This is a genomic window from Rhizobium sp. BR 314, assembly GCF_047445805.1.
GTDB classification, from domain to species: Bacteria; Pseudomonadota; Alphaproteobacteria; order Rhizobiales; family Rhizobiaceae; genus Rhizobium; species Rhizobium lusitanum_B.
The window spans coordinates 236,769-259,509 of the sequence record NZ_JARWLA010000004.1 but is presented as its reverse complement, the minus strand read 5'-3'; the positions used below and the strand labels follow the sequence as shown (position 1 = coordinate 259,509).

Below are 22,741 nucleotides of genomic sequence, written 5' to 3'. Positions count from 1 at the left end.
GATTGCCCTATCGTTGCGGATCGTTTTCGAGCGCGATCGGTTTGCCATGCGGCGTTGCTTCAGCCGCACGTTGCCAGCTTTGCTGCAGAGCCACGATCGCATCGGCATCCGCAATCCCCTTAGACACGAGCAAGCTAGACAGCGCCGCCACCCAGCAATCGAAATAGTCGCTGCCGTCAACGGCGCGGCCGGGCTTATGTAACTCGCCAGACAGCTGCTCTGCCCATTCGCTCCAGGCGAACAGGCCCTTCTCATACAAATGAACGGTCATCGCGAAAGCATCCGCCGCCCAGGGTTCCGGAAAGACTGGCTCGCCATCGGTTGATTTCGGCAAGCCCGGCGATTGCGCCAGAGGCGATACGATCTCACACGCGCTCAAGATAGCTCTCCCAAGCATCAATCGAAACGGTCAGCGAGGGATCTGCGCCCTCGCCCCAGATCTCGGCGCCATCGAAGACAACCGTATAGACCCATTGCGGATTCTCGCCGCGGCCATGGGCGTTGTCGTCCGGGAAGACGAACGAGCCCTGTACGGCCTCAACGATACCCACCTTGGCACGGGCATAGCGCGGCAATCTGGTATGGCCGGTTGGATTGAAGTTCTTCGTCCGCACATGATCGCCGGTGACAAAAAGAGGCGTGGTATCGAGTGGCCGGTCGCACGGACCGCCCTTGGCCAGAACGCCATCGACCATATCCGCCTTGAGCACCCGCTTCGGTGCTCTGCCCTGTTCGAGCGAGTGGCCGATGCGCAGCTCCTCGGCCGTTGCGAAGCCGTGCCGCTCGAGCAGCATGTCGATGCCCCGCGTCCAGACCTCGTAATAGCTGGCGGCAAGATAATCGGCCGGCGGAATATTTTCGCGCGCATGCCGGCTCTCGTCGATGCTCCAGGCGCCGAAAGCACCGCAGGAGAGCGTGATGCCGAGCGCGCGCTTTTCCCATTCGGCGTGGAAATAGGGGGCGTTCTGTTCAGGCGCAACAGGACCGAAGCCCATCTGGCCGCCGAGATCATGCGGGCCATTCATAGCGCAGCCTCTGGCGTTTTTGCGACTGCCGTTCCTATCATGGCGTCGCGGCTGACGAGATCAGCAAGCGCCCCTTCGTCCATCCCTTCGGAACCGACAGGACGCTCCGGGATCACCAGATAGCGAAGTTCGGCTGTAGAATCCCAGACGCGGATCTTCGTTTCCTGCGGCAAAGTCAGGCCGAACTCTGCGAGAACACCACGCGGATCGATGACAGCACGCGAGCGATAGGCGGGCGCCTTGTACCAGACCGGCGGCAGCCCGAGCACGGCCCAGGGATAGCAGGAGCAAAGCGTACAGACGATCAGATTATGCGTTTCCGGCGTGTTGAACACCGCACGCATGTGCTCGCCCTGTCGCCCGGTAAACCCAAGGCTTGCAATCGCCGCCGTCGCGTCGCTCCGCAGCCAGTCGGCAAAGTCGGGATCGCTCCAGGCCTTCGCCACCACCTGCGCGCCGTTGCGCGGCCCGACCTTCGTCTCATAGGTCTCGACGATACGGTCGATCGCCGACGGGTCGATCAAACCCTTTTCCGTCAGCAGCGTTTCGAGCGCCTTCACCCGCGCCTGCATGTCGGAATAGTGATTGTCGTGGTGATCGTGATGATCGTCGTCATCATGCGAGTGTGCGTGCGACATGGCTGCCTCCTGTCTCTTGCCCGTTACTTTAGCATCGGCCAGAGACTGAGCACCAGCAGGACGGCCATCGTTATGTTGAACCATTTGAGCCGGACGGGATCGGACAGCCAGTCGCGCAGCGCCGAGCCGAAGCCGGCCCAGGTCGAAACGCTCGGGAGATTGACCGCGGCAAAAGCCAGCCCGACGAGAAGGACGGTGACGAGGTAGAGCTGTTCATTGGTATAGGTCGCCATGGCGGTGACTGCCATCACCCAGGCTTTCGGATTGACCCATTGGAAGGCGGCGGCGCTCATGAAGCTCATCGGCTGCGCTGAGCCTTCGCTTTCACTGAGGCTGCGCGAGGTGCCGATCTTCCACGCGATCCAGACGAGATAGGCACCACCTGCAAATTTCAGCACGGTGTAGAGTATCGGCACGGTATGCAGCACGGCGCCAAGGCCCAGGCCGACGCCGAGCAGCAGCGACAGGAAGCCGACGCCGATGCCGAGCATGTGCGGAATGGTGCGGCGGAAACCGAAGTTCACACCGGATGCAAACAACATCATGTTGTTCGGCCCAGGCGTGATCGATGTGGTGAATGCAAAAAGTAAGAGTGCCAGAAATGTATCCAGCGCCATAATGCCTCCTTGGACACCGTATGTGACGAAGGGCGGTATCCAAAATTCTTCTCATGATGTGGTTCATCCCCGCAGACTGCGGCGACGCATGGTCGATCCGACATTAGTTCGCAGGCAATACTAAAGCCATAGGACGATTGTCACGGTGACATCAAGGTCGCAGATTGCAATCGCGCGGAATGAACCTATCCTTGCATCTGAAAACCGAGGACATGCCATGCGAGACCCTATCCCGACAGTCACCCTTCCCTCCGGCATTACCGTTCCCGCGCTTGGGCAAGGGACGTGGAACATGGGGGAGAGCGCCGCCAAGGCCAGAGACGAGATCACCAGCCTCAAGACCGGCCTCGACCTCGGTATGACGCTGATCGACACGGCAGAAATGTATGCCGATGGCGGCTCTGAGGAGATTGTCGGCAAAGCGATCGAAGGCCGTCGTGACGAGGTTTTCCTGGTCAGCAAGGTATATCCGGCCAATGCCAGCCGCAGGGGTGCCGTCGAAGCCTGCGAACGCAGCCTGAAGCGCCTGAACACCGACCGCTTGGACCTCTATCTGCTGCATTGGCGGGGGAACTACCCGCTTGAGGAGACGGTGGAGGCTTTCGAAGGATTGAAGGCAGCAGGCAAGATCGAGGCCTGGGGCGTCTCGAATTTCGACGTTGACGATATGGATGAGCTACTTTCCGTGCCGAACGGCGGCAATGTCGCGGCCAATCAGGTGCTCTACAATCTCGGACGGCGCGGCATCGAATACGACCTTCTGCCATGGTGCCAGGAGCGCAGCATTCCGATCATGGCCTATTCGCCGATCGAGCAAGGTCGCCTGCTTCATGATCACGAATTGATCCGCATCGCCAAGACCTATCAGGCCACGCCGGCCCAGATCGCCCTCGCCTTTCTCTTGGAACGCGACGGAGTGATCGCCATTCCGAAATCTTCAAACCCGCAGCGTATCGAGGAAAATCGCGACTGCATCGATATCGACATGACGGACGAGGATTGGGCAGTGCTCGACGCCGCTTTCCCGCCGCCATCGCGCAAGAAGTCGCTGGATATGCTGTAGGATTCAGGCAGCAGCCTTCTGTTGCGCGACGATCAGCTCAATTGCCTGGAAGACGTCGATCTCTCGCCAGTCGGCCGGATCGCGATAGGTCGGATAAAGCGAGAAGGCCGCAGCGGCGATCTGATCGACCGTCCGCAGCTTCGTCCGGCGCCCGGCAAGTGCAGCTTTGGTGTAGACGCCGAGACGATCTTCGGTCACACCCCAGCCGGCATAAAAGGGGGCGGCATAGCAGCGAACCGGAATGCCACGCAGCAGCGCATCGAAGCCGAACTGGCTCGAGACCGTCCAGACCTCGTCGACAACGTCGAGAATGGACGCCACCGATACCGCATCGTCGAGCAGCACCGCATCGCCCTTGGCAACACCATCCGTAAGATATCCCTTACGGAGTCCGGCCATGACATCCGGATGAGTGCGAATGATACATTGCGCGCCACTCGCCAACCCATCGGCAAGCATCTTCTCGAAGGAAGTCTTGGAGCCGAGCGCCTTGCCAACCGAAACGTCACCAACGACCTGATCGACCATCAGGATGCGGCGCTTGCCGGTCCGCTCGATGTCGGGCGGTCGATGGGGAAGATGATTGTATTTGGACAGCTTGTTGAGAACGATCTGCTCACGAATGCTACGACCAAGCTCTCCCGCCTCTCCCGCACCTTCAATGAGGCGCTCAAGCCGTGACGGCCGCCCCGCATCGACCGGCAAGCCGAGATCGTCAATAACGATGGAAAGAGGAATGGCGCCGGATTTGCCGAGCCCCATGAACCGCAGGAAACCGTCTTCCAAATGCCAATGGCGCAATCGGCGAAACCGCGCAATCCTCGCCGCGATTTTCGCCGGCGCGCGGTCGCCCCAGGAAACGATGCCGCCTATACCAGGCGACAGCGCCGAGGCAAGTCTACGCGAACCGAAATAATGTCCGAGCCAGGGAAAGTCGCCGCGCACGAAAAACGCGGCGCCGAGAGGCATATCCGCCGGCGGATGCCACGGCTTTTCGCCTATATCAGGCAAAGTCTCGCAGGCAACGACTGCCACCTTCTACTCCCGCTGCAAACAGAGCCGACAATCCGGACCGGGCATCGCAGAAACTAAGCGACGTCTGCGAACCGGTCAACGATACAGGCTCTTACATCCCCTGTGGGCCGCGGTTCATCGCAGCGATGCCGGTGCGGCACACTTCGATGAGGCCAAGAGGCTTGATGATAGCGATGAACTGATCGATCTTCGAGGACTTGCCGGTAATTTCGAGGATGAAATGTTCGACGGTCGCGTCAACCACCTTGGCGTGGAAAGCGTCCGCCAGTCGCAGCGTCTCGGCGCGGGTCTCACCGCTTCCAATCACCTTCATCAGCGCCACTTCGCGCTCGATCGGCCGCTCCTGGCCTAGTTCGCGGGCACGTACGGTCAGATCGACGACGCGGTGAACGGGAACGATGCGCTCAAGCTGAGCCTTGATCTGTTCCAATACCTGCGGCGTGCCGCGCGTGACGATGGTAATGCGCGACAGATGGGCCTGATGCTCCGTCTCCGAGACGGTCAGGCTTTCGATGTTGTAGCCACGGCCGGAGAAGAGGCCGATGACGCGGGCGAGAACGCCGGGCTCGTTGTCGACCAGTACTGAAAGCGTATGGCTTTCGGCCGCCGCGGTTTCGGGCGAAATGAAGTAGGCGGAGCCCGTGGGTTGAAGGTGTGCGTTCATTATTCCTGTTCCGTTTCCTCGGTTCTTGTTCGATGGGCCAGCAAGATCGGCCCGTGCGCAGCATCAGCCGCGCCCGGTCTCTCGATCAAACCAGCGCGCGACCCTTGGCGTCGATGGCGTTGGCGACAGCCTCATCGGTCGCTTCATCAGGCAGAAGCATTTCGTTATGCGCCTTGCCGGAGGGGATCATCGGGAAGCAGTTGGCGAGATTGGCTACGCGGCAATCGAAAATGACGGGTTTCTTGACGTCGATCATCTCCTGAATGGCGGCATCGAGTTCGCCCGGCTTTTCGCAGCGCAGGCCAACGGCGCCATAGGCTTCGGCCAGCTTGACAAAATCAGGCATCGCTTCCGTATAGGAATTGGACAGGCGGTTGCCGTGCAGCAGTTGCTGCCACTGGCGAACCATGCCCATATATTGGTTGTTCAGGATGAAGATCTTGATCGGCGCGTCGTGCTGGATTGCCGCAGACATTTCCTGAATGCACATCTGGATCGAGGCGTCACCCGCAATATCGATAACCAGGCTTTCCGGATGGGCGATCTGAACGCCGAGCGCAGCCGGCAGGCCATAGCCCATGGTGCCGAGACCACCCGAGGTCATCCAGCGGTTCGGTTGCTCGAAGCCGTAGAACTGTGCTGCCCACATCTGATGCTGGCCGACTTCCGTCGTGATGTAGGTGTCGCGATGCTTGGTCAGCTCATAGAGACGCTGGATCGCATATTGCGGCATGATGACATCCTCGCTCGGCTTGTAGGCGAACGAATTGCGCGCGCGCCAGCGAGTGATGCTGGTCCACCAATCGCTGAGGCGGTCGGCGGCAGGCTTCTGCGGCAGGGCACGCCACAGACGAACCATATCTTCCAGAACATTGCCAACATCACCGAGAATGCCGATATCGACGTGAACATTCTTGTTGATCGACGACGGATCGATGTCGATATGGATTTTCTTCGAATTCGGCGAAAAGGCATTGAGGCGGCCGGTAATGCGGTCGTCGAAGCGCGCGCCGATACAGACCATGACATCGCAATCATGCATCGCCATATTGGCTTCGTAAGAACCATGCATGCCGAGCATGCCGAGCCAGTTCTTGCCCGAAGCCGGATAAGCGCCGAGGCCCATCAGCGTCGAAGTGATCGGGAAACCTGTCAGCTCGACGAGTTCGCGCAGCAGCCTGGAAGCTTCCGGACCGGAGTTGACGACACCGCCGCCGGAATAGATGACCGGCTGGCGTGCATTCTTCATCAGTTCGATCGCCTGGGTGATCTTGTTGAGATCGCCCTGAACCTTTGGCTGGTAGCTCTTCTGAGCGTCATGCGCTTCCGGCGGCGTATAGGTGCCGGTGGCGAACTGAACGTCCTTCGGAATATCGACGACAACAGGACCAGGACGGCCGGTCTGCGCGATGCGGAAGGCTTCATGAATAACGGCGGCCAGCTGGTTGACGTCCTTGACCAGCCAGTTGTGCTTGGTGCAGGGCCGTGTGATGCCGACCGTATCGCATTCCTGGAAAGCGTCCGAGCCGATCAGCGACGTCGGAACCTGGCCCGTCAGGCAGACGAGCGGGATGGAATCCATCAAGGCATCCTGCAGCGGCGTAACGGCATTCGTCGCGCCGGGGCCGGAGGTGACCAGCATGACGCCGACCTTGCCGGTGGAACGGGCATAGCCTTCGGCCGCATGGCCGGCGCCCTGCTCGTGTCGAACGAGAATATGCTTGATGTCGTCCTGCTGGAAAATCTCATCGTAGATCGGAAGCACGGCGCCGCCCGGATAACCGAAGATGTGTTCGACGCCGTTGTCCTTGAGCGCCTGCAACACGATCTCCGCGCCTGTCATTCGATTGCCGCTCGCCTGATTATCTGTGCCGGTCATACGTTTGTTCCGCTATCTGCTGGAGGTTTGGAAAGGTGAAATCTCGATTTCGGGCATAAAAAAAGGCCCCTTAGGGAGCCTGTCATCTAGCGCATGGGTGGCTATCGCCGGACGGTTACACCATCCTGCCCATGCGCCTTCCCACCACGATAAGAATAATCGAGTTTTTCATGGGCCGAATTGATAGACAGAAAATTTCGAAGCGTCAACGCGTGAAGCAATAAAAAATCGCGGCGCCACGCGAACCCTATAAAATGCGGGGCTGACCGACAGGATTTTGTTAAGCCACCGCCTCTATGCTCCAACATCTAGCGCTTGGGGTAACCTTTTGCTCAATAACGATCTGCAGACATCAGGCAAAGCGGGAGATTTTGATCGCCGCGATAAACTGACGCCGGGAAATCGATTCCTCGGCCGTGTCGTCGCGTGCAGCGGTTCCAAAGCGACGATTGCAGCTGTTGCAGAAGCGGGCGGTACCGACCTGACCGAACTCTGGTCAGTCGGAAAGCTGATTTCCATCAGCGTCGGGAAGAATCGCGTTGCTGCCCTGGTTTATTCGATGAACACAAACGGCGTCGGCTGGGGCGAAGGGCAAGATAACCTCTTCCGCATCGAGGTTGAGTTGCTGGGTGAAGTTCGCGTCGAGCCCGATGGCCGTGAGGAATTCTCCAGCGGCATCTCCGCCTACCCCTATCTCGGTGCCATCGCGCATCGCATCCGCGCCAGCGATCTGATGCGCATTTTCGATGCGGGCAAAAGCAATAGCTGCGTTGTCGGCAAGCTGACGCAAGACACAAGCATCGACGCGACCATCCATATTCCCTCCATGCTCTCGAAGCACTTTGCCGTCGTCGGTTCGACCGGCGTCGGCAAGTCGACAGCCGTCTCGTTGCTATTGCACAAGGCAATAAGCGCGGACCCGAAGCTACGGGTGCTGATCCTCGATCCGCATAATGAATTCGCCGCCGCTTTTCCCCGGCATGCAGTTGTCATCGATACAGATACGCTTGACCTGCCCTTCTGGCTGATGCGGCTGGAGGAATTCGGCGAAGTCGTCTTCCGCGGCCGCCCGGCAGTGCCGGAGGAGCTGGATGCGCTGCGCGATCTCATTCCGGAAGCAAAGCGCGCCTTTCGCGGAAGCGACTCGGGTGTCATGCGCCGCCAGGCAGATAAGGCGTCCGTGACCGCGGACACTCCGCTGCCCTATCGCATGGCCGATCTGCTGGCGCTGATCGACGAGCGCATCGGCCGGCTGGAAGGCCGCCAGGAAAAGCCGCATCTGCGCTCCTTGAAGATGCGCATCATCTCCGCGATCAACGATCCGCGCTACCACTTTATGTTCTCCAACAATACGATCACCGACACGATCATGGAGACCATCGCCAAGATTTTCCGCATTCCGGGCGATGGAAAGCCGATCTGCACCTTCCAGCTCGCCGGAATCCCGTCGGAAGTCATCAACTCCGTCGCCTCTGTGTTGTGCCGCATGGCATTCGAGTTGGCGCTTTGGAGCGACGGCGCGATCCATATGCTCGTCGTCTGCGAGGAGGCACACCGCTATATCCCGGCCGATCAGAGCCTCGGATTCTTCCCGACGCGTCAGGCCATTGCCCGCATCGCGAAGGAAGGACGCAAGTACGGCGTCTCGCTCGGCATCATCACCCAGCGTCCTGGCGAACTAGACCAGACGATCCTGTCGCAGTGCTCGACACTCTTCGCCATGCGCCTCGCGAACGACCACGACCAGGAAATCATCCGCTCGGCCATACCGAATTCGTCGATCTCGACGACCAGCTTCCTCTCATCGATCGGTAATGGCGAAGCGATCGCCTTCGGTGCGGCCATCGCCGTGCCGATGCGTATGCGCTTCTCCCGCGTCGACGAACAGCTGTTGCCGAAGGCCAGTGGCGCTCTGACCAAAATGAGCGAGGAATCGCCCGACACGGTCGACCTGCGCACCATCGTCAACCGCATGCGCGCCACGTCCGGTCCCGACATCAGCGCCCTGCAACAAAGCTACAGCACCGCAAGTGAATTCGCCGCCGATGTCAGGAGCAATCCCGGCGGCATGTCCGAGGAACAGGCTGGCTGGCGCACGGCGGACCCCGAGACATCTCTAAATGAACCCTATCGTCCGGATATGCTGCCCCGTGCCGCAAGCGCACAGCCTGCTGCATCGACACCGACATCACTCGACAGCAGGCTTGCGGAGCTGCGCCGGGAATTCCGCAGCGAGGATACGGCATCCATCGCGCGCCCCGCCCCGATCAGGGAAACATCGCCATCCCCGCGGCGAGAACCGGGCCTTTCACTTCGGGACAGTATCCTGAAGAAGCCGTTGAGCAGCCTCTACGAAAAGGACTGACCCCTCAAATCAAGGGCTGAGGCGCTCCCAACTCTCGTCCATCTGATTGCGAAACCACGTCATCTGCCGTTTGGCATATTGCCGCGTTGCCGCAGCTCCGGTTTCAAGAACGGCGGCGCGCGCCATCTCTCCCTTCAGCATGGCAGCGATCTGCGATACGCCGATCGCCTTCATCACCGGCATCTCAACTGACAATTCCAGCGCCAGAAGAGATCGGACTTCTTCCTCCGCGCCCATGGCAAGCATCTTCTCGAAACGGCCGTTGATCCGTTGATGCAACACCTCACGATCGGGCAGTACGACGATCTTCCGCGCACGCTCGGGATCAATCACGACAGGCCCCGCCTTGCCTTGAAAGGCGGCTATCGACTGGCCTGTCGCTTCAATGACTTCCAGAGCGCGGACGATGCGCTGACCGTCCTGAGGGTTGAGGCTCGCAGCCATGGGTTCGTCGCGACCTGAAAGCTCGCGGTGCAGGACCTCGGCTCCCTCCGTCAGCAATCGCGCGCGCAGACGACCGCGAATACCGGAGGGAATAGAAGGCATATCCGAAAGACCACCCGTCAGCGCCTTGAAGTAAAGCCCTGTTCCGCCGACGAAAACGGGCAATCGCCCCTCGCCGCGCAAGCGCTCCACCAATTCGGTCGCCTCGCGCAGCCAGACGCCCGTGGAATAGGCCTGTCCCGCCGGGACATGCCCGTAAAGATAATGCGGAATGCCTTGCATATCCTCTTCAGAGGGCCGCGCCGTCAGCACGCGCAAAGTGTCGTAGACTTGCATGCTGTCGGCATTAATGACGACGCCGTCATGCGAACGCGCCAATTCGACCGCAAGCGCGGACTTGCCGCTGGCGGTCGGCCCGGTTATCAGGATCGCGTCGATATTGCTCATAAGGTTTCTGCTCATGACCTTCGTTGCCACGCTTATTGCCAATCCGTCAAACCCCGTTCTCGTTCCGGCTATTGCCGAACAGGCGGCGGAAGCCGTGAAAGCCTCCGGGCTCTACTGGCTGGCGGATGGTATCGCTTGCGATATCGCCCTGCGTGACGGCACCGACCTCCAGGCAGCAGAAGCCAATATCCTGGCCGTGATTGGCAGCAAGCCGATCGATCTGGTGATTCAGGATGCCGAAACCCGCCGCAAAAAGCTGCTGATCGCCGATATGGACTCCACCATGATCGGCCAGGAATGCATCGATGAGCTCGCCGCCGAAGTCGGCCTCAAGGAGAAGGTTGCCGATATTACGGCACGTGCCATGAACGGCGAGATCGCCTTCGAACCGGCGCTGCGCGAGCGCGTAGCACTGCTCAAGGGACTGCCACTTTCCGTCGTCGACGAAGTCATCGCCAAACGCATCACCCTCACGCCGGGCGGTCCCGAGTTGATCGCCACCATGAAGACAAAGGGCTACTACACGGCACTCGTCTCCGGCGGCTTCACGGTCTTCACCAGCCGCATCGCGGCGACGCTGGGCTTTGATGAAAACCGCGCCAATATCCTGCTGGAAGAAAACGGCCTTTTGACCGGCTTCGTTGCGGAACCCATTCTCGGCAAGCAGGCCAAAGTCGATGCCCTGAACGAGATTGCAGAAGAACTCGGCATCTCCACCGACGACGCCATGGCCGTTGGCGACGGGGCAAACGATCTCGGCATGCTACAGCTTGCCGGCTCCGGGGTCGCGCTGCACGCCAAGCCGACCGTTTCCGCACAGGCCAGGATGCGCATCGACCATGGCGACCTGACCGCCCTGCTCTACATCCAGGGCTATCGGAAGACAGGCTTCGTCAAACCGTAACATCGGCAGACTGCTGAAATCGGAGGCACTGATGATCATCGCCGAAACCGAGCGCCTGATTATCCGTAACTGGCGCGAGACGGATCGCGATCTGGCCTACGAGATCAACTCCGATGAAGCCGTCATGGAGTTCTTCCCCTTCCGCCGCAACCGCGCGGAAGCCGACGCCTTCTTCGATCGTGTCCATTCCATGATCGCCGAAACCGGGCTTGGTCTCTACGTACTGGAGTTGAAGGCTACTGGCGAGACGATCGGCTATTGTGGTCTGATGCGGGCGGATCACCTGGAGCCATTCATTCCGGCTGGAACGGTCGAGATCGGCTGGCGGCTGGTGGCCCGGCAATGGGGCAAGGGCCTCGTCAGCGAAGCGGCGCGCGCTCTTCTGGCGCACGGCTTCGAAACGCTCGGCCTCGATCAGATCGTTTCCTTTGCAGTACATAACAACGTCAGATCGACCTCTGTGATGCAGAGGATCGGCTTGCATCGCGTCGCCGGCGGCGACTTCGATCATCCGGGCGTGCCCGACACCCATCCTCACCTCAAGCCTCACGTCCTCTATCGTCTGACGGCAACGGAGTGGCGTTCCGGGCGATGACCTTAATCGAAACATCACGGCTGGTATTGCGCCCCTGCCGCGAGGAAGATCGCGATCTGTTTTTCGAACTCAGTTCCGATTCCGAAGTCCTTGGATTTTTTCCGTTTCGCCGCAGCCGCGAAGATGCCGATGCGATCTTCACGATGATCAGGGATATGACGCCCGAAGCCGGTTTCGATCTTTTGGTGATGACCTTGAAAGGGAGTGGCGAGGCGATCGGATTATGCGGCCTCTCGAAGCCGCAGCTCGAACCCTATCTGCCCGCGGAAACGGTGGAGATCGGCTGGCGCATCGCGGCACGACATTGGGGCAAGGGTTATGCCACCGAAGCCGGCATCGCCTTGCTGCACTACGCCTTCAACACGTTGAAACTCAACGAGATGGTGGGGATCGCCGTGGAAAGCAATCTCGCGGTGCTGGCGGTCATGCGGAACATCGGCATGAAGTCGGATCCTGCCTGCGATTTCGACCATCCGCAGATTCCGGACACACATCCCCATTTAAAGCGGCACACGGTCTATCGCCTGAGCGCCGCCGAATGGCTTGCGCTACAGGCGGGGCAAGCGCCGCACTGAACCGCTATTCCAGTGCAACGGCAATGAACCGCAAGTCACCATTCGGAGACGCGATCATCAATTGGGCATTGCGTCGCCCTTCGCGCTTCAGCGAAGACACCTTGTCCGAAGCAGCACTTGGCGTCTGAACGAACTCCTGCGCCACCTCGACCACGACATCTCCCGCCTTCAAGCCCTTTTCGGCAGCCGCCGAACCCGGTGCAACTTCGGTGATGACCACACCATCGACGCTATCGGCGATGCCGAAGCTTTTGCGATTTTCGGCGGTCAGCTTTGCCAGCTTCATGCCAAGCACGGTCGAGCTTGCCTGTGCCGGCGGCTGGGCTTGCGGCGATTGCTGCGGATTGTCGCCCTGATCCTGGCCATCCATGCCGTCGTCATCGCCGTCATCGCTGCCGTTGGGATTGATGACCCCGTCGTGATTGCCGTTGCTGTCAGGCGCCAGCTGTGGCTTCTGTCCACCCTTGTCGCTGCTTGCAGCGGCGGCCTGGGTGCTGTCTTCCTGCCGGCCAAGCGTCACCTTGACGGTCTGCTCCTTGCCTTCACGGTAAATGACGACATCGACTTCCTTGCCGACCGGGCTTTCGGCAACGATGCGCAACAGGTCGCGCATCTCGTCGACTTCCTTACCATCGAATTTCAGGATGACGTCGCCAGCCTTGATGCTGCCATTGTCGACCGGGCCGCCCTTGATGATGCCAGCCACGAGCGCGCCCTTGGCGCTACCGAGACCAAGGCTGTTGGCGACATCGTCAGTGACCGGCTGAATGCGCACGCCAAGCCAGCCGCGACGCGTCTCGCCGAAATCCCTGAGCTGATTGACGACACCTTCGGCCAGCTCAGACGGAACGGCAAAGCCGATACCGATCGAACCGCCGCTCGGAGAGATAATGGCCGTGTTGATACCGATCACCTCACCCTTCATGTTGAAGAGCGGGCCGCCGGAGTTGCCCTTGTTGATCGCCGCATCGGTCTGGATGAAATTGTCGTAGGGGCCGGCATTGATATTACGACCGCGGGCAGAGACGATACCGATCGTCACGGAACCGCCAAGGCCGAACGGATTGCCGATCGCCATCACCCAGTCGCCGATCCGCATCTTGGAGGAATCGCCGAACTTGACCGCAGTCAACGGATGCTTCGGCTCCACCTTAAGCACGGAAAGATCGGTCTTCGTATCGGTTCCGATCAGTTTGGCCTTGAGCTTGGTACCGTTCGGGAAGATCGCTTCGATATCGTCGGCGCCTTCGATGACGTGGTTGTTGGTGACAATATATCCCGAAGGATCGATGACGAAGCCCGAGCCGAGCGAGCTCACCTTGCGGTTGCTGTCGTCGTCCTTCTTGTTGTTGAAGAGGTCATTGAATTCATTCTGGTAAGGCGAATTCTCCGGCAACTTCGGCGTCGCCGGACCGTTTCCCTCATCCTTCACTTTCTGCGAGGTGGAGATATTGACGACAGCATCGAGCAGACCGGCGGCCAGATCGGCAACGGAAGCTGGGCCGGCGTTCATTGCCGGGTTCATCGTCATCGTTGGTGCGGCCGCCTGCGTCGCTTGACTGCCGGCGGTTGCCGGCACCTGAGCGCCAGCCGGCGCACCGCTATTTTGCACCTGAGCGAAAGCCTGTTCCGCGCCGCCCGCAACCGGCCCGACAGTCAAGGCTATGCTGGCCAGCAAAGCAAACGAACGGCTGAAAGGCAGGCGATAGATCGGGGCCATCAGGCATCCTCATCAAAAAAGGGAAATCTTGAATAAGCATCAACATAAGGCGGAATGATGAAGCGTGAAATCACCTTTTTGCGATATCCCCGAACCTCAGTCCATTGCGCGGAAGCCATGGCAACGGCGGCACTGCGTCTAACGGAAAAGGGCCGCCGTGAGGCAGCCCTTCGAGTTCACTATGTTTGACGGGATCAATTCGCTGAAGCCGCCGGATTGGCCAGTGCCGGTGCACCTGTATTGGCCGGGGAGCCCGCGGGACTGTCAAAGAACTTGAAGAAGTCCGACTTGTTCGGCGGCAGGACCAGCGTCTTGCCTCCGGAGGCGAATGCCTTGTTGTAGGCCGCCATCGAGCGATAGAACTCGTAGAAGCCAGGGTCGCGCTTCGAAGCATCGGCGAAGATACCGTTGCGCTCGGCTTCACCCTGACCGCGCAGAACTTCCGACTCCTTTTGCGCATCCGCAACGATCTCGACGACCTGGCGGTCTGCAATCGCACGGCGGCGCTGGCCTTCTTCGTTACCCCGCGCACGGATCAGCTCAGCTTCAGCCAGACGCTCCGCCTTCATGCGGTCGAAGGTCTGCTGCGAGACCTCCTGCGTCAGGTCGGTCCGGCGGATACGAACGTCCTCGATATTGAGGCCGAGCGTTTCGGCATCGCGATGCAGGTCGTCGCGCACTTCCGTCATCATCGATGCACGTTCGCTGGATAGCGCAGCATCGAAACTGCGCAGACCGTAGACGCGGCGCAGCGAGGCATCGAGACGGGTTCTAAGCCGTGATTCCGCTGCATCGCGATCACCCGATACCGTTTCGCGGAACTTCCGCGCATCAGCGATCTTGTAGAGGACGAAAGCATCGACCTCGTAGAACTTACCACCCGAAACCTGAACGCGGATATTGTCCAGATCGAAGCGCAGTTCCTGCTGCTGAATATATTGAACCCGATCGGCGTCCATGAAGGCGAACGGCAGCTTGAAATACAGACCCGGCTCCGTCTTGACCGCACGAATCTGGCCGAAGCGAAGGACAATCGCCTGTTCGCGGGCATTGACCACGAACACCGACGAATAGATGAGTAGCAGCACCACCGCGAACGCGATGAGGATGGCTGGCAAACGGCTGGACGTCATTGTTTGGCCTCCGGCTGAGTTGCATTGGCAGGCTTGTTGACCTGCTTGCCGACTTCATTCAGAGGCAGATAGGGAACAACGCCCTGCTTGTCGTCGATGATGACGCTGTTGGAATTGCCGATAACGGCCTCCATGGTTTCAAGGAACAGACGCTTGCGGGTCACTTCCGGCGCCTTGGCGTATTCGTCGTAGATCGAGATGAAGCGCTGAGCCTCACCCTGTGCTTCCTTTACGATACGATCCTTGTAGGCGGCTGCCTCTTCGCGAATCTGCGCTGCACGACCACGCGCCTGACCGAGCTTCTGGTTGGCGTATTGGTTGGCCTCTTCCACCTGCTGGTCTTCGTTCTGCTCGGCGCGCTGCACCTCATCGAACGCGTCGGCGACTTCGCGCGGCGGAGAAACGTCTTCGATCGGCACGGCATTGATGGAAATGCCGGCATCGTAGCGATCCATCGTGTCCTGGATGATGTTTCTGACCTGAACGGCTATTTCCTGGCGGTTGTCGCGATAGATATCCTGCGCGGGACGGCGGCCGACAACTTCGCGCATGGCGCTTTCAGCCACCTGCTGCAGCGTCTCGTCGGGGCTCTCTATCTTGAACAGATAGGCCTGCGGGTTGGTTACCGCGTAGAGAACGGAAAACTGGACATTGACGATGTTCTGATCGCCGGTCAGCATCAGGCCGTTATTAGCCGAGCTGGCGCTCGAGCGGCTGCCGATGTTGCGCTGCTGCTCAGTCACCTTGACGAACTCGACGCGGTCGATCGGCCAGAAATGGAAATGAAGGCCAGGCATGGAGACTTCTTCGCGCGGCTTGCCGAAACGCAATTCCACGCCACGCTCGTCCGGCTGTACCGTATAGACGCACTGGATAAGCCAGAAAACACCGATAATTGCCGCAATAATGAGAAAGACGCCTGCATTGAAGCCACCGGGGACGAAACCCTTCAGACGATCCTGGCCGCGGCGAATAATATCCTCGAGATCCGGAGGTCCTCCGTTGCCGCTTCCGCGCGGCCGGTTTGGTCCTTGCCCCCAAGGTCCCTGGTTATTTCCACCGCCGCCACCGCCGCCCCATGGGCCACCGCCGCCGCCATTCTGATTGCTCCAAGGCATCAAAACCTCTTTGTTTGTTGACTCCCAGCATCGCGCCAAACCCACGAAATACGTGAGTGGCAGCGATTGCTTCCCGTTATAGGTATCGACGCACCTGCTTTCAACGCGACTTCAGGAACTTCGTCGGAATAACTGGAAAATATTTGATTTTTCGGGGCAGCTTTTACGCATTTCGCCTGAGATAAACGACGAAACGCGTCGGATATGTGTCTTTCTCGCCAGCCGGTACGGCAAGCTCGCTCTCGACCTGCCAGAGGACGGGATCGATCGTGGGAAAGGACGTATCCCCTTCCACTTCGGCCTCGACATGCGTAATCAGCAGACGGTCCGCCACTGCGATCGACTGCCGATAGATTTCTCCGCCGCCGAGAATGCAGATTTCGTCTGAACCGCTCTCCGCAGCGAGCAGCGACGCCATCTCTATGGCTTCGTCCAGTGAATGCGCCGCCGTCACCCCTTCAGCAGAAAAGCCTGCGTCGCGGGTGATGACGACATTCGGCCGGCCGGGCAGCGGCTTGCCGATCGACTCATAGGTCTTGCGTCCCATGATGACGGGTTTGCCGAGGGTCATGGCCTTGAAACGCTTGAGATCGGCCGAGAGCCGCCAGGGCATGTCGCCGTCACGCCCGATGATGCCATTGCGCGAAACGGCGACGACGATGGTTTTAATCGGTTGGCTCATGCTTTCCCCTCAGACGACAATCCATGCCAGTACGAATCGACCGACGATAGCGCCATACGATAGTCGCGACGGCGCAGAAAAAGCACCCCTTTCGATTTACCGTCCGCCATTGTTTAGTTTGTCGAGCTGCTCTGCCAGCAAGCCGCCATGTTCCCGGTCCTCTGCCATCTTTCGATAAAGACCGGCCATGCCCTTGAAGATCAAGGCGGCAGGATCGTCTTCACCGAGGAACTCCGAGATCTCTTCCATCTCGGCAACCCAACGATAGGCTTTAGGATACATGTCCGGAATGGCGCTTGCCAGTTTCGTATCAAGATCCGGTAAGCTCTCCTGCAGCTCGCGTTTCAGGGCCGCATCGGCTCCCGAACGGATCGCGGCAAGCAGCATGGCGGCGCCGAGACCGGTCACGCCCTTATTGATACCGGCATAGCACATTTTCAACGCCGACGCCGCGCCGATCGGTCCATCGATGCGGCGCACCTGGATGCCGTGTTCGGCGAGCACGGCGCTACTGTCGCCGGCATCGCCGCAAACATAGAGTTTGGGGCCTTTCTGCCCGGCTTTCGGCGGGCCACCGATAATGGAGCCATCAAGAACCGTACCGCAATCGCTGCCGAAAATTTCCGCGACCTGCTTCATCGTCTGCGGCGAAATCGCATTGCAGTCCATGAATGTGGTTTTCAAGCCGCGCCTGCGGATCGCAGCGGCGGTTTGTTCGGCAACAGCAATCGCCGTGGCAGGCGGTACAATGGAAAGGATGAGTCCTGCGCCCGCGACGGCGTCAAGATCGGCAGGCTGCATGCCGGCCATCTTCGCCCGCTTTATCGTCACTGCCGAGCGCCCTACCAGATAGGTCAGCACGCTTACGCCGTTTTCGACAAGGCGTTTCGCAATAGCGCTGCCCATCGCGCCCGCTCCGATGACTGCGATCTCCACGGCCGATCTCCTCGTTTGATATAGGGGAACGGCAGGAGCATAGCGCCTCTTGCTCGACCGAACGAGCGGAATGCCATGCAGTAACGGCAAGTTTAGCTCAGCGCAGATCGCTGGCGCTGCTGATCTACAGAGCCTTCTGCCAAGACATCTAAAGGCCTACGTACGACACCTCACGCGTTGCGAAGCACGAGAACGGCATAGATGCATGGCTTCCCGGTCTCGTTTCTGAAAACACAATCCGTCGGCGGACCAAGCTCTAGGCAATCTCCTTCCGACATAACGTGCCGGACATCCCCTTCAAGAAAAGTCAGCCGCCCTTCCAGCACCCATATGAGCTGCCGCATGAAGGCATAGGCCGATGCGGGCATCGGGACTTCAGCTCCCGCAGGTAACTCGATGCGAACCAGATCCAGCGGCAAATCGGACTTCGGGGAGACGTGCCGACGCTTGTAACCAGTCTGCGGATCGATCCAGACGGGTTGCTCCTCCTGGCGCAGAAACCGGCCCTGCTGCATCTCCGCACGCGCCATCAATGTCGACATGCTGAGGCTGAAGGCACCGGAGAGCTTACCGAGGAGGGTCGCCGTGGGGCTGCTCTCGCCACGCTCGATCTTATGGATCATGGCACGCGAAACGGCAGACCGTTCGGCAAGCTCCGTCAACGACCAGCCGCGGCTCTCGCGCTCGATGCGAATGCGGGCGCCGATGCGCCTTTCGATATCGTCATATTGAGACATATGTAAACTATAGTAGACAATCTCGGAGAGAGCAATCGGCACTGGATGACTTCCGCCGACTACATCACAGGAAGCCATCGACAATATAGTGGTCTCGACGCTTTGCGATTTCAGGCCACTTTCCGATTGATAATCAAATCGAATTTCATAAAACTCGTGGAAGCTGCGCCGCTTTTAGCCTTTGGATTTCCATAATAAGATAGTGGACAGACCTATAAATCGGTGTATGACAGCCTGAAACAACAGGATAGGTATCCGTCCAATTTAGTGGATGGCCAATGGGGTTGCCGATGCAAATTCGCGATGCAAGAGAAGAAGATCTCCCGGGGATTACCGCGATCTATAATGACGCCGTCGCCAATACCGCGGCGATCTGGAACGAGACGCAGGTCGACATCGCTAATCGCCGGCTATGGCTGCAGGATCGGCACAAGCTGGGCTATCCGGTGCTGGTGGCGACGAACGATCGAGGCGAAGTTATCGGCTATGCCTCCTTCGGCGACTGGCGCGCCTTCGACGGTTATCGGCACACAGTGGAGCATTCCGTCTATGTCCGAAACGATCAATATCGCGGCGGCATTGGCAAGGCACTGATGATCGAGCTGATCGAGCGTGCCCGCGCGATTGGAAAGCATGCGATGGTCGCAGGCATCGAAGCCGGCAATGTGGCTTCGATCAGGCTGCATGAAAAGCTCGGCTTCCAGCAGGTCGGCGTCCTGCCCGAAGTCGGAACCAAGTTCGGACGCTGGCTTGACCTCGCTTTCCTGCAACTGCTGCTCGACAAGCGCACGTATCCCGATAACGGGCCTGCTGCTTAAAGGCGCACACATCATGCCGATTACGGTGGCAACGCTCATTCTCGCCGGCATATCGCTGGTCTTGCAGAACGCATTGATGGTGCGGATCACCCAGTCGGCATCGACCGTGCTTATCGCGCTGGTCATCAATTCCTCGGTCGGGCTGACGACGCTGATGCTGATCCTGATTTCCCGCAACGGCCTTGCCGGCCTTGCGGAGGCCGTCGGAGCCATCAGGCCCTGGGCGCTGCTGCCCGGACTGCTGGGCTCGTTCTTCGTCTTTGCGGGTATCCTTGGCTATCAACGGCTCGGCGCCGCTCCCACCATAGCCGTGCTCGTCGCCAGCCAGTTGCTGGCCGGCCTGGCATTCGATGCCACCATCTCGGGAAAACTGACCAACCTCAGCGCATCGCAGCTTGTCGGAGCATTCCTGCTCGTGACCGGCGCCGTGCTCGTTGCCGGCCGAAATGCCTAAAGCGCTTCGCGATCTTTCAGATACGCTCTCCGCGCTTTAAGCCCTTATTTTGCTCATGTCGTTGTCGCAAAACCGCTGCACGCTTTTGTGCGGCACGCTTCAGACTGCAACTTCCGCTGCGATCGCAGCATGCGGCTCGTAGCCGGTGACCTCGAAATCCTCGATGCGGTAATCATCGATGCTGTCCGGCCGGCGAAGCAGACGCAAGGTCGGGAAAGGTTTGGGTTCACGGCTGAGCTGTTCGCGGATTGCATCCAGGTGGTTGAGATAGAGATGCACATCGCCGCCGGACCACACGAGCTCGCCCATATCCATATCGACCTGCTGCGCAACCATGGCCAGCAACGCCGCCTGCTGGCAGATATTGAAGGGATTGCCGAGGAAGAGGTCGCACGAGCGCTGGAAGACCATCAGGCTGAGGCGCGGACGCCGACCATCCGTGCCGGATATGTTCGAGACGTGGAACTGATAGACCATGTGGCAAGGGTGCAGCGCCATATCGGCCAGCTCCCCGACATTCCAGGCGTGAAAGATCATCCGCCGGCTGCTCGGATTGGTCTTCAGATCATTGATGACCGTGGCGAGCTGGTCGTGCACCCGGCCCTCCGCATCGCGCCACTGCCGCCACTGCTTGCCGTAGACCGGGCCGAGATCGCCCCATTGCAGCGCGAAGGCCTCATCCTCCAAAATCCGCTTTTCAAAGGCGACCTGATCGATCTCTTCTCCGGTCGCCTTACGATATTTGGCGAGCGGCCAATCGGTCCAGATACGCACATTCTCCTTGAGGAGATTGCGGATATTCGTATCACCGGTCAGGAACCAAAGCATCTCCTTGACGGCAAGCTTCCAATAGACACGCTTGGTGGTGAAGATCGGGATCTGCCCCTTCGAAAGATCGAAGCGCATCATCGCACCGAGGCCACTCAACGTGCCGACACCGGTCCGATCAATCCGGCGGTCGCCATGTTCGAGCAGGTGCTCCATCAGGTCGAGATATTGATACTCTGGGTGACGAGCCATCTTCTGCTCCGAAATCGCTTGAATTTTGCGGACAGCCAAATGCACCGACGATTATCTACCGTCGCCTGCCCGGCCGATTCCCTTTTCGCGATTTTAGTGACAAGCGGGCATGAAACCAACCGCAACGCAAAGTAATTCAGGCAAATCTCGCCTGAGCCACCGCAAACCGATGTTTCGGCAAAGCATTTATGACAATTGCCCTTCCCTTCGCCTGCGGAAAACACTATATCACCCTTGCTGGTCTTCGGGCCGGCTATGGCGATAAATGAGCGGTGTAATAAACCTATTGGACCCGGGGGCGGTACCCGGCGCCTCCACCAAAAACCGGCCGGCAAGACTGGCGACAGACCGGCTTTTGATGGGGGCGAAACAGGATCGACAAGGGTGTAAAGATCGACTTTTTGCTCGGCATTGTACCGCCGTTATCGGGCTAAAATTGTAGTTGCAAACGACAACTATGCGGAAGCTCGTCTCGCTGCTTAATCGCGGTGTGACACTTCAAATAAAGTCCTAAGGGGTCGCACTCTTAGGCGGGGTCCGAAGGCACCTGGCAACAGAAGCCTTCACCTTATCTTTCATTGCTATATTATAGTAAGACCGAGCGATGACTCGCGCACGGGGCTTTCCCCTTGGCGTCGAGCGTGGCATAAGCCTTAGAAAAAGCATGGGCTAACGAAAGACAGGAAAGTATGGCGCAGGATCATATCCGCTACGATATTTTGGCACAGGACGCCCTGCGTGGAGTCATACGCAAGGTGTTGACCGAAGTCGGCGCGACCGGCCGTCTGCCCGGCGATCATCATTTCTTCATTACCTTCCTGACGGGCGCTCCCGGCGTGCGCATCTCGCAGCACCTGAAGTCGAAGTACCCGGAGCAGATGACCATCGTCATCCAGCACCAGTTCTGGGATCTTAAGGTCACTGAGAGCCTGTTCGAGATCGGCCTCTCCTTCTCCGACGTTCCGGAAAAGCTGGTTATCCCGTTCAATGCCGTTCGCGGTTTTTACGATCCATCCGTCAACTTCGAGCTCGAGTTCGACGTGCCGCTGGCCGATGACGAGGAAATCACCACCAGCGAGATCACCGCCTATCCGGTGCCTGCCGAGGGCACGGACGAGCCGGCCGCAGCTCCCAAGGATGGCGAGGAAAAGAAGCCCGGCTCCGTCGTCTCTCTCGACGCATTCCGCAAGAAGCAGTAGGCATATCCGGGGAAGCATCTGCTTCCCCTTTTCATATGGAAAAGGGATAGACCAATGAGCGCGGAAATCGTCAATCTGCGTCAGTTTCGCAAGAAGCAGGCCCGTTCCGAAAAGGAAAAGCAGGCGGAGCAGAACCGCATCAGCTTCGGCCGCACCAAGACGGAAAAGAACCTGACCAAGGCGCTTAACGAGAAGGCGGAAAAAGCCCACGAAGCCGGTCACATCGAGACGCCCAAGCCCGACAAGTGATCGTGCCAAGAGTATAAAAAACTTCCAAAATCAGTTGCTTACTTCAGCATTTTGAATCATTTTGAGAAATACCCCCATCTTTTCCGATTTGATCGATTCACCGATGATCCGTAAACATTCCGCGACGCTGCATGGCCATCGCACGAGCTTTTCCCTTGAGGATGCCTTCTGGACAGAACTGAAGGCAATTGCCAATGCGCGCGGCATCTCGCTTGCTGCGTTGATCTCCGAGATTGACGACGGGCGCGAGGCGGGCAGCAACCTCTCGTCGGCACTTCGCCTCTACGTTCTCAAGTGGCTGAAAGACCGCCATTAGGTCAGGGCTACAAGAAGCCAAAGAAGTTTTATCAAAGATGTTGTGCCGTGCGCGGCGTCGCGCTTATGCACGCCTTGGCCAAGTGCTGGGCAATTCAGGAACGCACCA

General features: G+C 59.1%; 25 protein-coding genes and 1 other RNA gene. 11 read left to right on the top strand and 15 right to left on the bottom strand.

Annotated elements, in window-relative coordinates:
• Positions 1–7: 7 nt before the first annotated feature.
• The 4 genes from QD461_RS08300 to QD461_RS08285 are packed head-to-tail and all read right to left on the bottom strand — an operon-like array spanning position 8 to position 2,280.
• Positions 8–379, bottom strand: coding sequence for a nitrile hydratase accessory protein (locus QD461_RS08300; protein WP_414087296.1), 372 nt, complete (start codon positions 377–379; stop codon positions 8–10).
• Positions 366–1,025 (bottom strand): nitrile hydratase subunit beta, encoded by a 660-nt coding sequence (nthB, locus tag QD461_RS08295; RefSeq protein ID WP_414087295.1) that lies wholly within the window; start codon positions 1,023–1,025, stop codon positions 366–368. Before nthB ends, QD461_RS08300 begins: the two co-directional genes overlap by 14 nt.
• On the bottom strand, positions 1,022–1,663 hold the full coding sequence (gene nthA, locus QD461_RS08290) for a nitrile hydratase subunit alpha (protein WP_414087294.1): 642 nt from the start codon (positions 1,661–1,663) through the stop codon (positions 1,022–1,024). The genes nthB and nthA overlap by 4 nt, the downstream gene beginning before the upstream one ends.
• Before the next feature lie 23 nt (positions 1,664–1,686).
• The gene (locus QD461_RS08285; RefSeq protein WP_184703859.1) at positions 1,687–2,280 is read right to left on the bottom strand and encodes a LysE family translocator; all 594 of its coding nucleotides are present in this window, start codon (positions 2,278–2,280) and stop codon (positions 1,687–1,689) included.
• Between the two features lie 217 nt (positions 2,281–2,497).
• Here QD461_RS08285 and QD461_RS08280 point away from each other — a divergent pair, with 217 nt between their 5' ends.
• A complete protein-coding gene (locus tag QD461_RS08280; RefSeq protein WP_414087292.1) occupies positions 2,498–3,343 on the top strand; it encodes an aldo/keto reductase in 846 nt (281 codons plus the stop codon).
• A gap of 3 nt (positions 3,344–3,346) precedes the next feature.
• Here the strand turns inward: QD461_RS08280 and QD461_RS08275 are convergent, their stop codons facing one another.
• The 3 genes from QD461_RS08275 to QD461_RS08265 all read right to left on the bottom strand — a co-directional run bounded on the left by QD461_RS08275 (position 3,347) and on the right by QD461_RS08265 (position 6,921).
• Positions 3,347–4,378, bottom strand: a complete 1,032-nt coding sequence (locus tag QD461_RS08275) for a capsular biosynthesis protein (RefSeq protein WP_414087291.1) — start codon at positions 4,376–4,378, stop codon at positions 3,347–3,349.
• 91 nt (positions 4,379–4,469) lie between these two features.
• Positions 4,470–5,042: an acetolactate synthase small subunit gene (gene ilvN, locus QD461_RS08270; protein WP_184703856.1), complete on the bottom strand. Its 573-nt coding sequence runs from the start codon at positions 5,040–5,042 to the stop codon at positions 4,470–4,472.
• Between the two features lie 85 nt (positions 5,043–5,127).
• Positions 5,128–6,921, bottom strand: coding sequence for an acetolactate synthase 3 large subunit (locus QD461_RS08265; RefSeq protein ID WP_414087290.1), 1,794 nt, complete (start codon positions 6,919–6,921; stop codon positions 5,128–5,130).
• A gap of 328 nt (positions 6,922–7,249) precedes the next feature.
• Here QD461_RS08265 and QD461_RS08260 point away from each other — a divergent pair, with 328 nt between their 5' ends.
• Entirely contained in the window at positions 7,250–9,286 is a 2,037-nt protein-coding gene (locus QD461_RS08260) for an ATP-binding protein (protein WP_414087289.1), read from the top strand.
• Between the two features lie 9 nt (positions 9,287–9,295).
• Here QD461_RS08260 and miaA read toward each other — a convergent pair whose 3' ends face one another.
• The gene (gene miaA / locus QD461_RS08255) at positions 9,296–10,192 is read right to left on the bottom strand and encodes a tRNA (adenosine(37)-N6)-dimethylallyltransferase MiaA (protein ID WP_414087288.1); all 897 of its coding nucleotides are present in this window, start codon (positions 10,190–10,192) and stop codon (positions 9,296–9,298) included.
• Between miaA and serB the strand changes: the two genes are divergently transcribed.
• The 3 genes from serB to QD461_RS08240 are packed head-to-tail and all read left to right on the top strand — an operon-like array spanning position 10,191 to position 12,251.
• On the top strand, positions 10,191–11,081 hold the full coding sequence (gene serB, locus QD461_RS08250; protein ID WP_414087287.1) for a phosphoserine phosphatase SerB: 891 nt from the start codon (positions 10,191–10,193) through the stop codon (positions 11,079–11,081). The two genes, miaA and serB, sit on opposite strands and share 2 nt — an antisense overlap.
• A gap of 31 nt (positions 11,082–11,112) precedes the next feature.
• Positions 11,113–11,676: a GNAT family N-acetyltransferase gene (locus tag QD461_RS08245; RefSeq protein WP_414087286.1), complete on the top strand. Its 564-nt coding sequence runs from the start codon at positions 11,113–11,115 to the stop codon at positions 11,674–11,676.
• Positions 11,673–12,251: a GNAT family N-acetyltransferase gene (locus tag QD461_RS08240; RefSeq protein ID WP_414087285.1), complete on the top strand. Its 579-nt coding sequence runs from the start codon at positions 11,673–11,675 to the stop codon at positions 12,249–12,251. Before QD461_RS08245 ends, QD461_RS08240 begins: the two co-directional genes overlap by 4 nt.
• A gap of 4 nt (positions 12,252–12,255) precedes the next feature.
• Here QD461_RS08240 and QD461_RS08235 read toward each other — a convergent pair whose 3' ends face one another.
• From QD461_RS08235 to QD461_RS08210, 6 genes are all read right to left on the bottom strand, one after another.
• Positions 12,256–13,971 (bottom strand): Do family serine endopeptidase, encoded by a 1,716-nt coding sequence (locus QD461_RS08235; RefSeq protein WP_414087284.1) that lies wholly within the window; start codon positions 13,969–13,971, stop codon positions 12,256–12,258.
• A gap of 194 nt (positions 13,972–14,165) precedes the next feature.
• Positions 14,166–15,104: a protease modulator HflC gene (gene hflC, locus QD461_RS08230; RefSeq protein ID WP_184703848.1), complete on the bottom strand. Its 939-nt coding sequence runs from the start codon at positions 15,102–15,104 to the stop codon at positions 14,166–14,168.
• Positions 15,101–16,222, bottom strand: coding sequence for an FtsH protease activity modulator HflK (hflK, locus tag QD461_RS08225; RefSeq protein ID WP_414087283.1), 1,122 nt, complete (start codon positions 16,220–16,222; stop codon positions 15,101–15,103). Before hflK ends, hflC begins: the two co-directional genes overlap by 4 nt.
• Before the next feature lie 163 nt (positions 16,223–16,385).
• A complete protein-coding gene (locus QD461_RS08220) occupies positions 16,386–16,904 on the bottom strand; it encodes a dihydrofolate reductase (RefSeq protein ID WP_414087282.1) in 519 nt (172 codons plus the stop codon).
• Between the two features lie 96 nt (positions 16,905–17,000).
• Positions 17,001–17,840, bottom strand: coding sequence for a DUF1932 domain-containing protein (locus QD461_RS08215; RefSeq protein WP_414087281.1), 840 nt, complete (start codon positions 17,838–17,840; stop codon positions 17,001–17,003).
• Between the two features lie 170 nt (positions 17,841–18,010).
• Positions 18,011–18,577 (bottom strand): helix-turn-helix domain-containing protein, encoded by a 567-nt coding sequence (locus QD461_RS08210; protein ID WP_414087377.1) that lies wholly within the window; start codon positions 18,575–18,577, stop codon positions 18,011–18,013.
• Between the two features lie 290 nt (positions 18,578–18,867).
• On the opposite strand from QD461_RS08210, the gene QD461_RS08205 reads away from it, so the two are divergent.
• Positions 18,868–19,395 (top strand): N-acetyltransferase family protein, encoded by a 528-nt coding sequence (locus QD461_RS08205; RefSeq protein ID WP_414087280.1) that lies wholly within the window; start codon positions 18,868–18,870, stop codon positions 19,393–19,395.
• A 13-nt stretch (positions 19,396–19,408) separates the two neighbouring features.
• The gene (locus tag QD461_RS08200; RefSeq protein WP_414087279.1) at positions 19,409–19,849 is read left to right on the top strand and encodes a DMT family transporter; all 441 of its coding nucleotides are present in this window, start codon (positions 19,409–19,411) and stop codon (positions 19,847–19,849) included.
• A 99-nt stretch (positions 19,850–19,948) separates the two neighbouring features.
• Here the strand turns inward: QD461_RS08200 and thyA are convergent, their stop codons facing one another.
• On the bottom strand, positions 19,949–20,869 hold the full coding sequence (gene thyA / locus QD461_RS08195) for a thymidylate synthase (protein ID WP_414087278.1): 921 nt from the start codon (positions 20,867–20,869) through the stop codon (positions 19,949–19,951).
• A 197-nt stretch (positions 20,870–21,066) separates the two neighbouring features.
• On the opposite strand from thyA, the gene ssrA reads away from it, so the two are divergent.
• The 4 genes from ssrA to QD461_RS08175 all read left to right on the top strand — a co-directional run bounded on the left by ssrA (position 21,067) and on the right by QD461_RS08175 (position 22,633).
• Positions 21,067–21,437, top strand: a transfer-messenger RNA (tmRNA) gene (gene ssrA / locus QD461_RS08190).
• 121 nt (positions 21,438–21,558) lie between these two features.
• On the top strand, positions 21,559–22,068 hold the full coding sequence (locus QD461_RS08185) for an SspB family protein (RefSeq protein WP_414087277.1): 510 nt from the start codon (positions 21,559–21,561) through the stop codon (positions 22,066–22,068).
• Between the two features lie 54 nt (positions 22,069–22,122).
• Positions 22,123–22,317 carry a DUF4169 family protein gene (locus QD461_RS08180; protein WP_184703840.1) on the top strand — a complete coding sequence of 65 codons (195 nt, stop codon included), beginning with the start codon at positions 22,123–22,125 and terminating at the stop codon, positions 22,315–22,317.
• 103 nt (positions 22,318–22,420) lie between these two features.
• Positions 22,421–22,633: a ribbon-helix-helix domain-containing protein gene (locus tag QD461_RS08175; RefSeq protein ID WP_068398545.1), complete on the top strand. Its 213-nt coding sequence runs from the start codon at positions 22,421–22,423 to the stop codon at positions 22,631–22,633.
• Positions 22,634–22,741: the final 108 nt, after the last annotated feature.

What these genes read in the sequence shown, in the direction of transcription:
- nthB (WP_414087295.1), bottom strand. Translation starts at nt 1,025, where the DNA reads ATGAATGGCCCGCATGATCTCGGCGGCCAGATGGGCTTCGGTCCTGTT.
- nthA (WP_414087294.1), bottom strand. Translation starts at nt 1,663, where the DNA reads ATGTCGCACGCACACTCGCATGATGACGACGATCATCACGATCACCAC.
- QD461_RS08285 (WP_184703859.1), bottom strand. Translation starts at nt 2,280, where the DNA reads ATGGCGCTGGATACATTTCTGGCACTCTTACTTTTTGCATTCACCACA.
- QD461_RS08280 (WP_414087292.1), top strand. Translation starts at nt 2,498, where the DNA reads ATGCGAGACCCTATCCCGACAGTCACCCTTCCCTCCGGCATTACCGTT.
- ilvN (WP_184703856.1), bottom strand. Translation starts at nt 5,042, where the DNA reads ATGAACGCACACCTTCAACCCACGGGCTCCGCCTACTTCATTTCGCCC.
- QD461_RS08265 (WP_414087290.1), bottom strand. Translation starts at nt 6,921, where the DNA reads ATGACCGGCACAGATAATCAGGCGAGCGGCAATCGAATGACAGGCGCG.
- serB (WP_414087287.1), top strand. Translation starts at nt 10,191, where the DNA reads ATGACCTTCGTTGCCACGCTTATTGCCAATCCGTCAAACCCCGTTCTC.
- miaA (WP_414087288.1), bottom strand. Translation starts at nt 10,192, where the DNA reads ATGAGCAGAAACCTTATGAGCAATATCGACGCGATCCTGATAACCGGG.
- QD461_RS08245 (WP_414087286.1), top strand. Translation starts at nt 11,113, where the DNA reads ATGATCATCGCCGAAACCGAGCGCCTGATTATCCGTAACTGGCGCGAG.
- QD461_RS08240 (WP_414087285.1), top strand. Translation starts at nt 11,673, where the DNA reads ATGACCTTAATCGAAACATCACGGCTGGTATTGCGCCCCTGCCGCGAG.
- QD461_RS08235 (WP_414087284.1), bottom strand. Translation starts at nt 13,971, where the DNA reads ATGGCCCCGATCTATCGCCTGCCTTTCAGCCGTTCGTTTGCTTTGCTG.
- hflC (WP_184703848.1), bottom strand. Translation starts at nt 15,104, where the DNA reads ATGACGTCCAGCCGTTTGCCAGCCATCCTCATCGCGTTCGCGGTGGTG.
- hflK (WP_414087283.1), bottom strand. Translation starts at nt 16,222, where the DNA reads ATGCCTTGGAGCAATCAGAATGGCGGCGGCGGTGGCCCATGGGGCGGC.
- QD461_RS08220 (WP_414087282.1), bottom strand. Translation starts at nt 16,904, where the DNA reads ATGAGCCAACCGATTAAAACCATCGTCGTCGCCGTTTCGCGCAATGGC.
- QD461_RS08210 (WP_414087377.1), bottom strand. Translation starts at nt 18,577, where the DNA reads ATGTCTCAATATGACGATATCGAAAGGCGCATCGGCGCCCGCATTCGC.
- QD461_RS08205 (WP_414087280.1), top strand. Translation starts at nt 18,868, where the DNA reads ATGCAAATTCGCGATGCAAGAGAAGAAGATCTCCCGGGGATTACCGCG.
- QD461_RS08200 (WP_414087279.1), top strand. Translation starts at nt 19,409, where the DNA reads ATGCCGATTACGGTGGCAACGCTCATTCTCGCCGGCATATCGCTGGTC.
- thyA (WP_414087278.1), bottom strand. Translation starts at nt 20,869, where the DNA reads ATGGCTCGTCACCCAGAGTATCAATATCTCGACCTGATGGAGCACCTG.
- QD461_RS08185 (WP_414087277.1), top strand. Translation starts at nt 21,559, where the DNA reads ATGGCGCAGGATCATATCCGCTACGATATTTTGGCACAGGACGCCCTG.
- QD461_RS08180 (WP_184703840.1), top strand. Translation starts at nt 22,123, where the DNA reads ATGAGCGCGGAAATCGTCAATCTGCGTCAGTTTCGCAAGAAGCAGGCC.
- QD461_RS08175 (WP_068398545.1), top strand. Translation starts at nt 22,421, where the DNA reads ATGATCCGTAAACATTCCGCGACGCTGCATGGCCATCGCACGAGCTTT.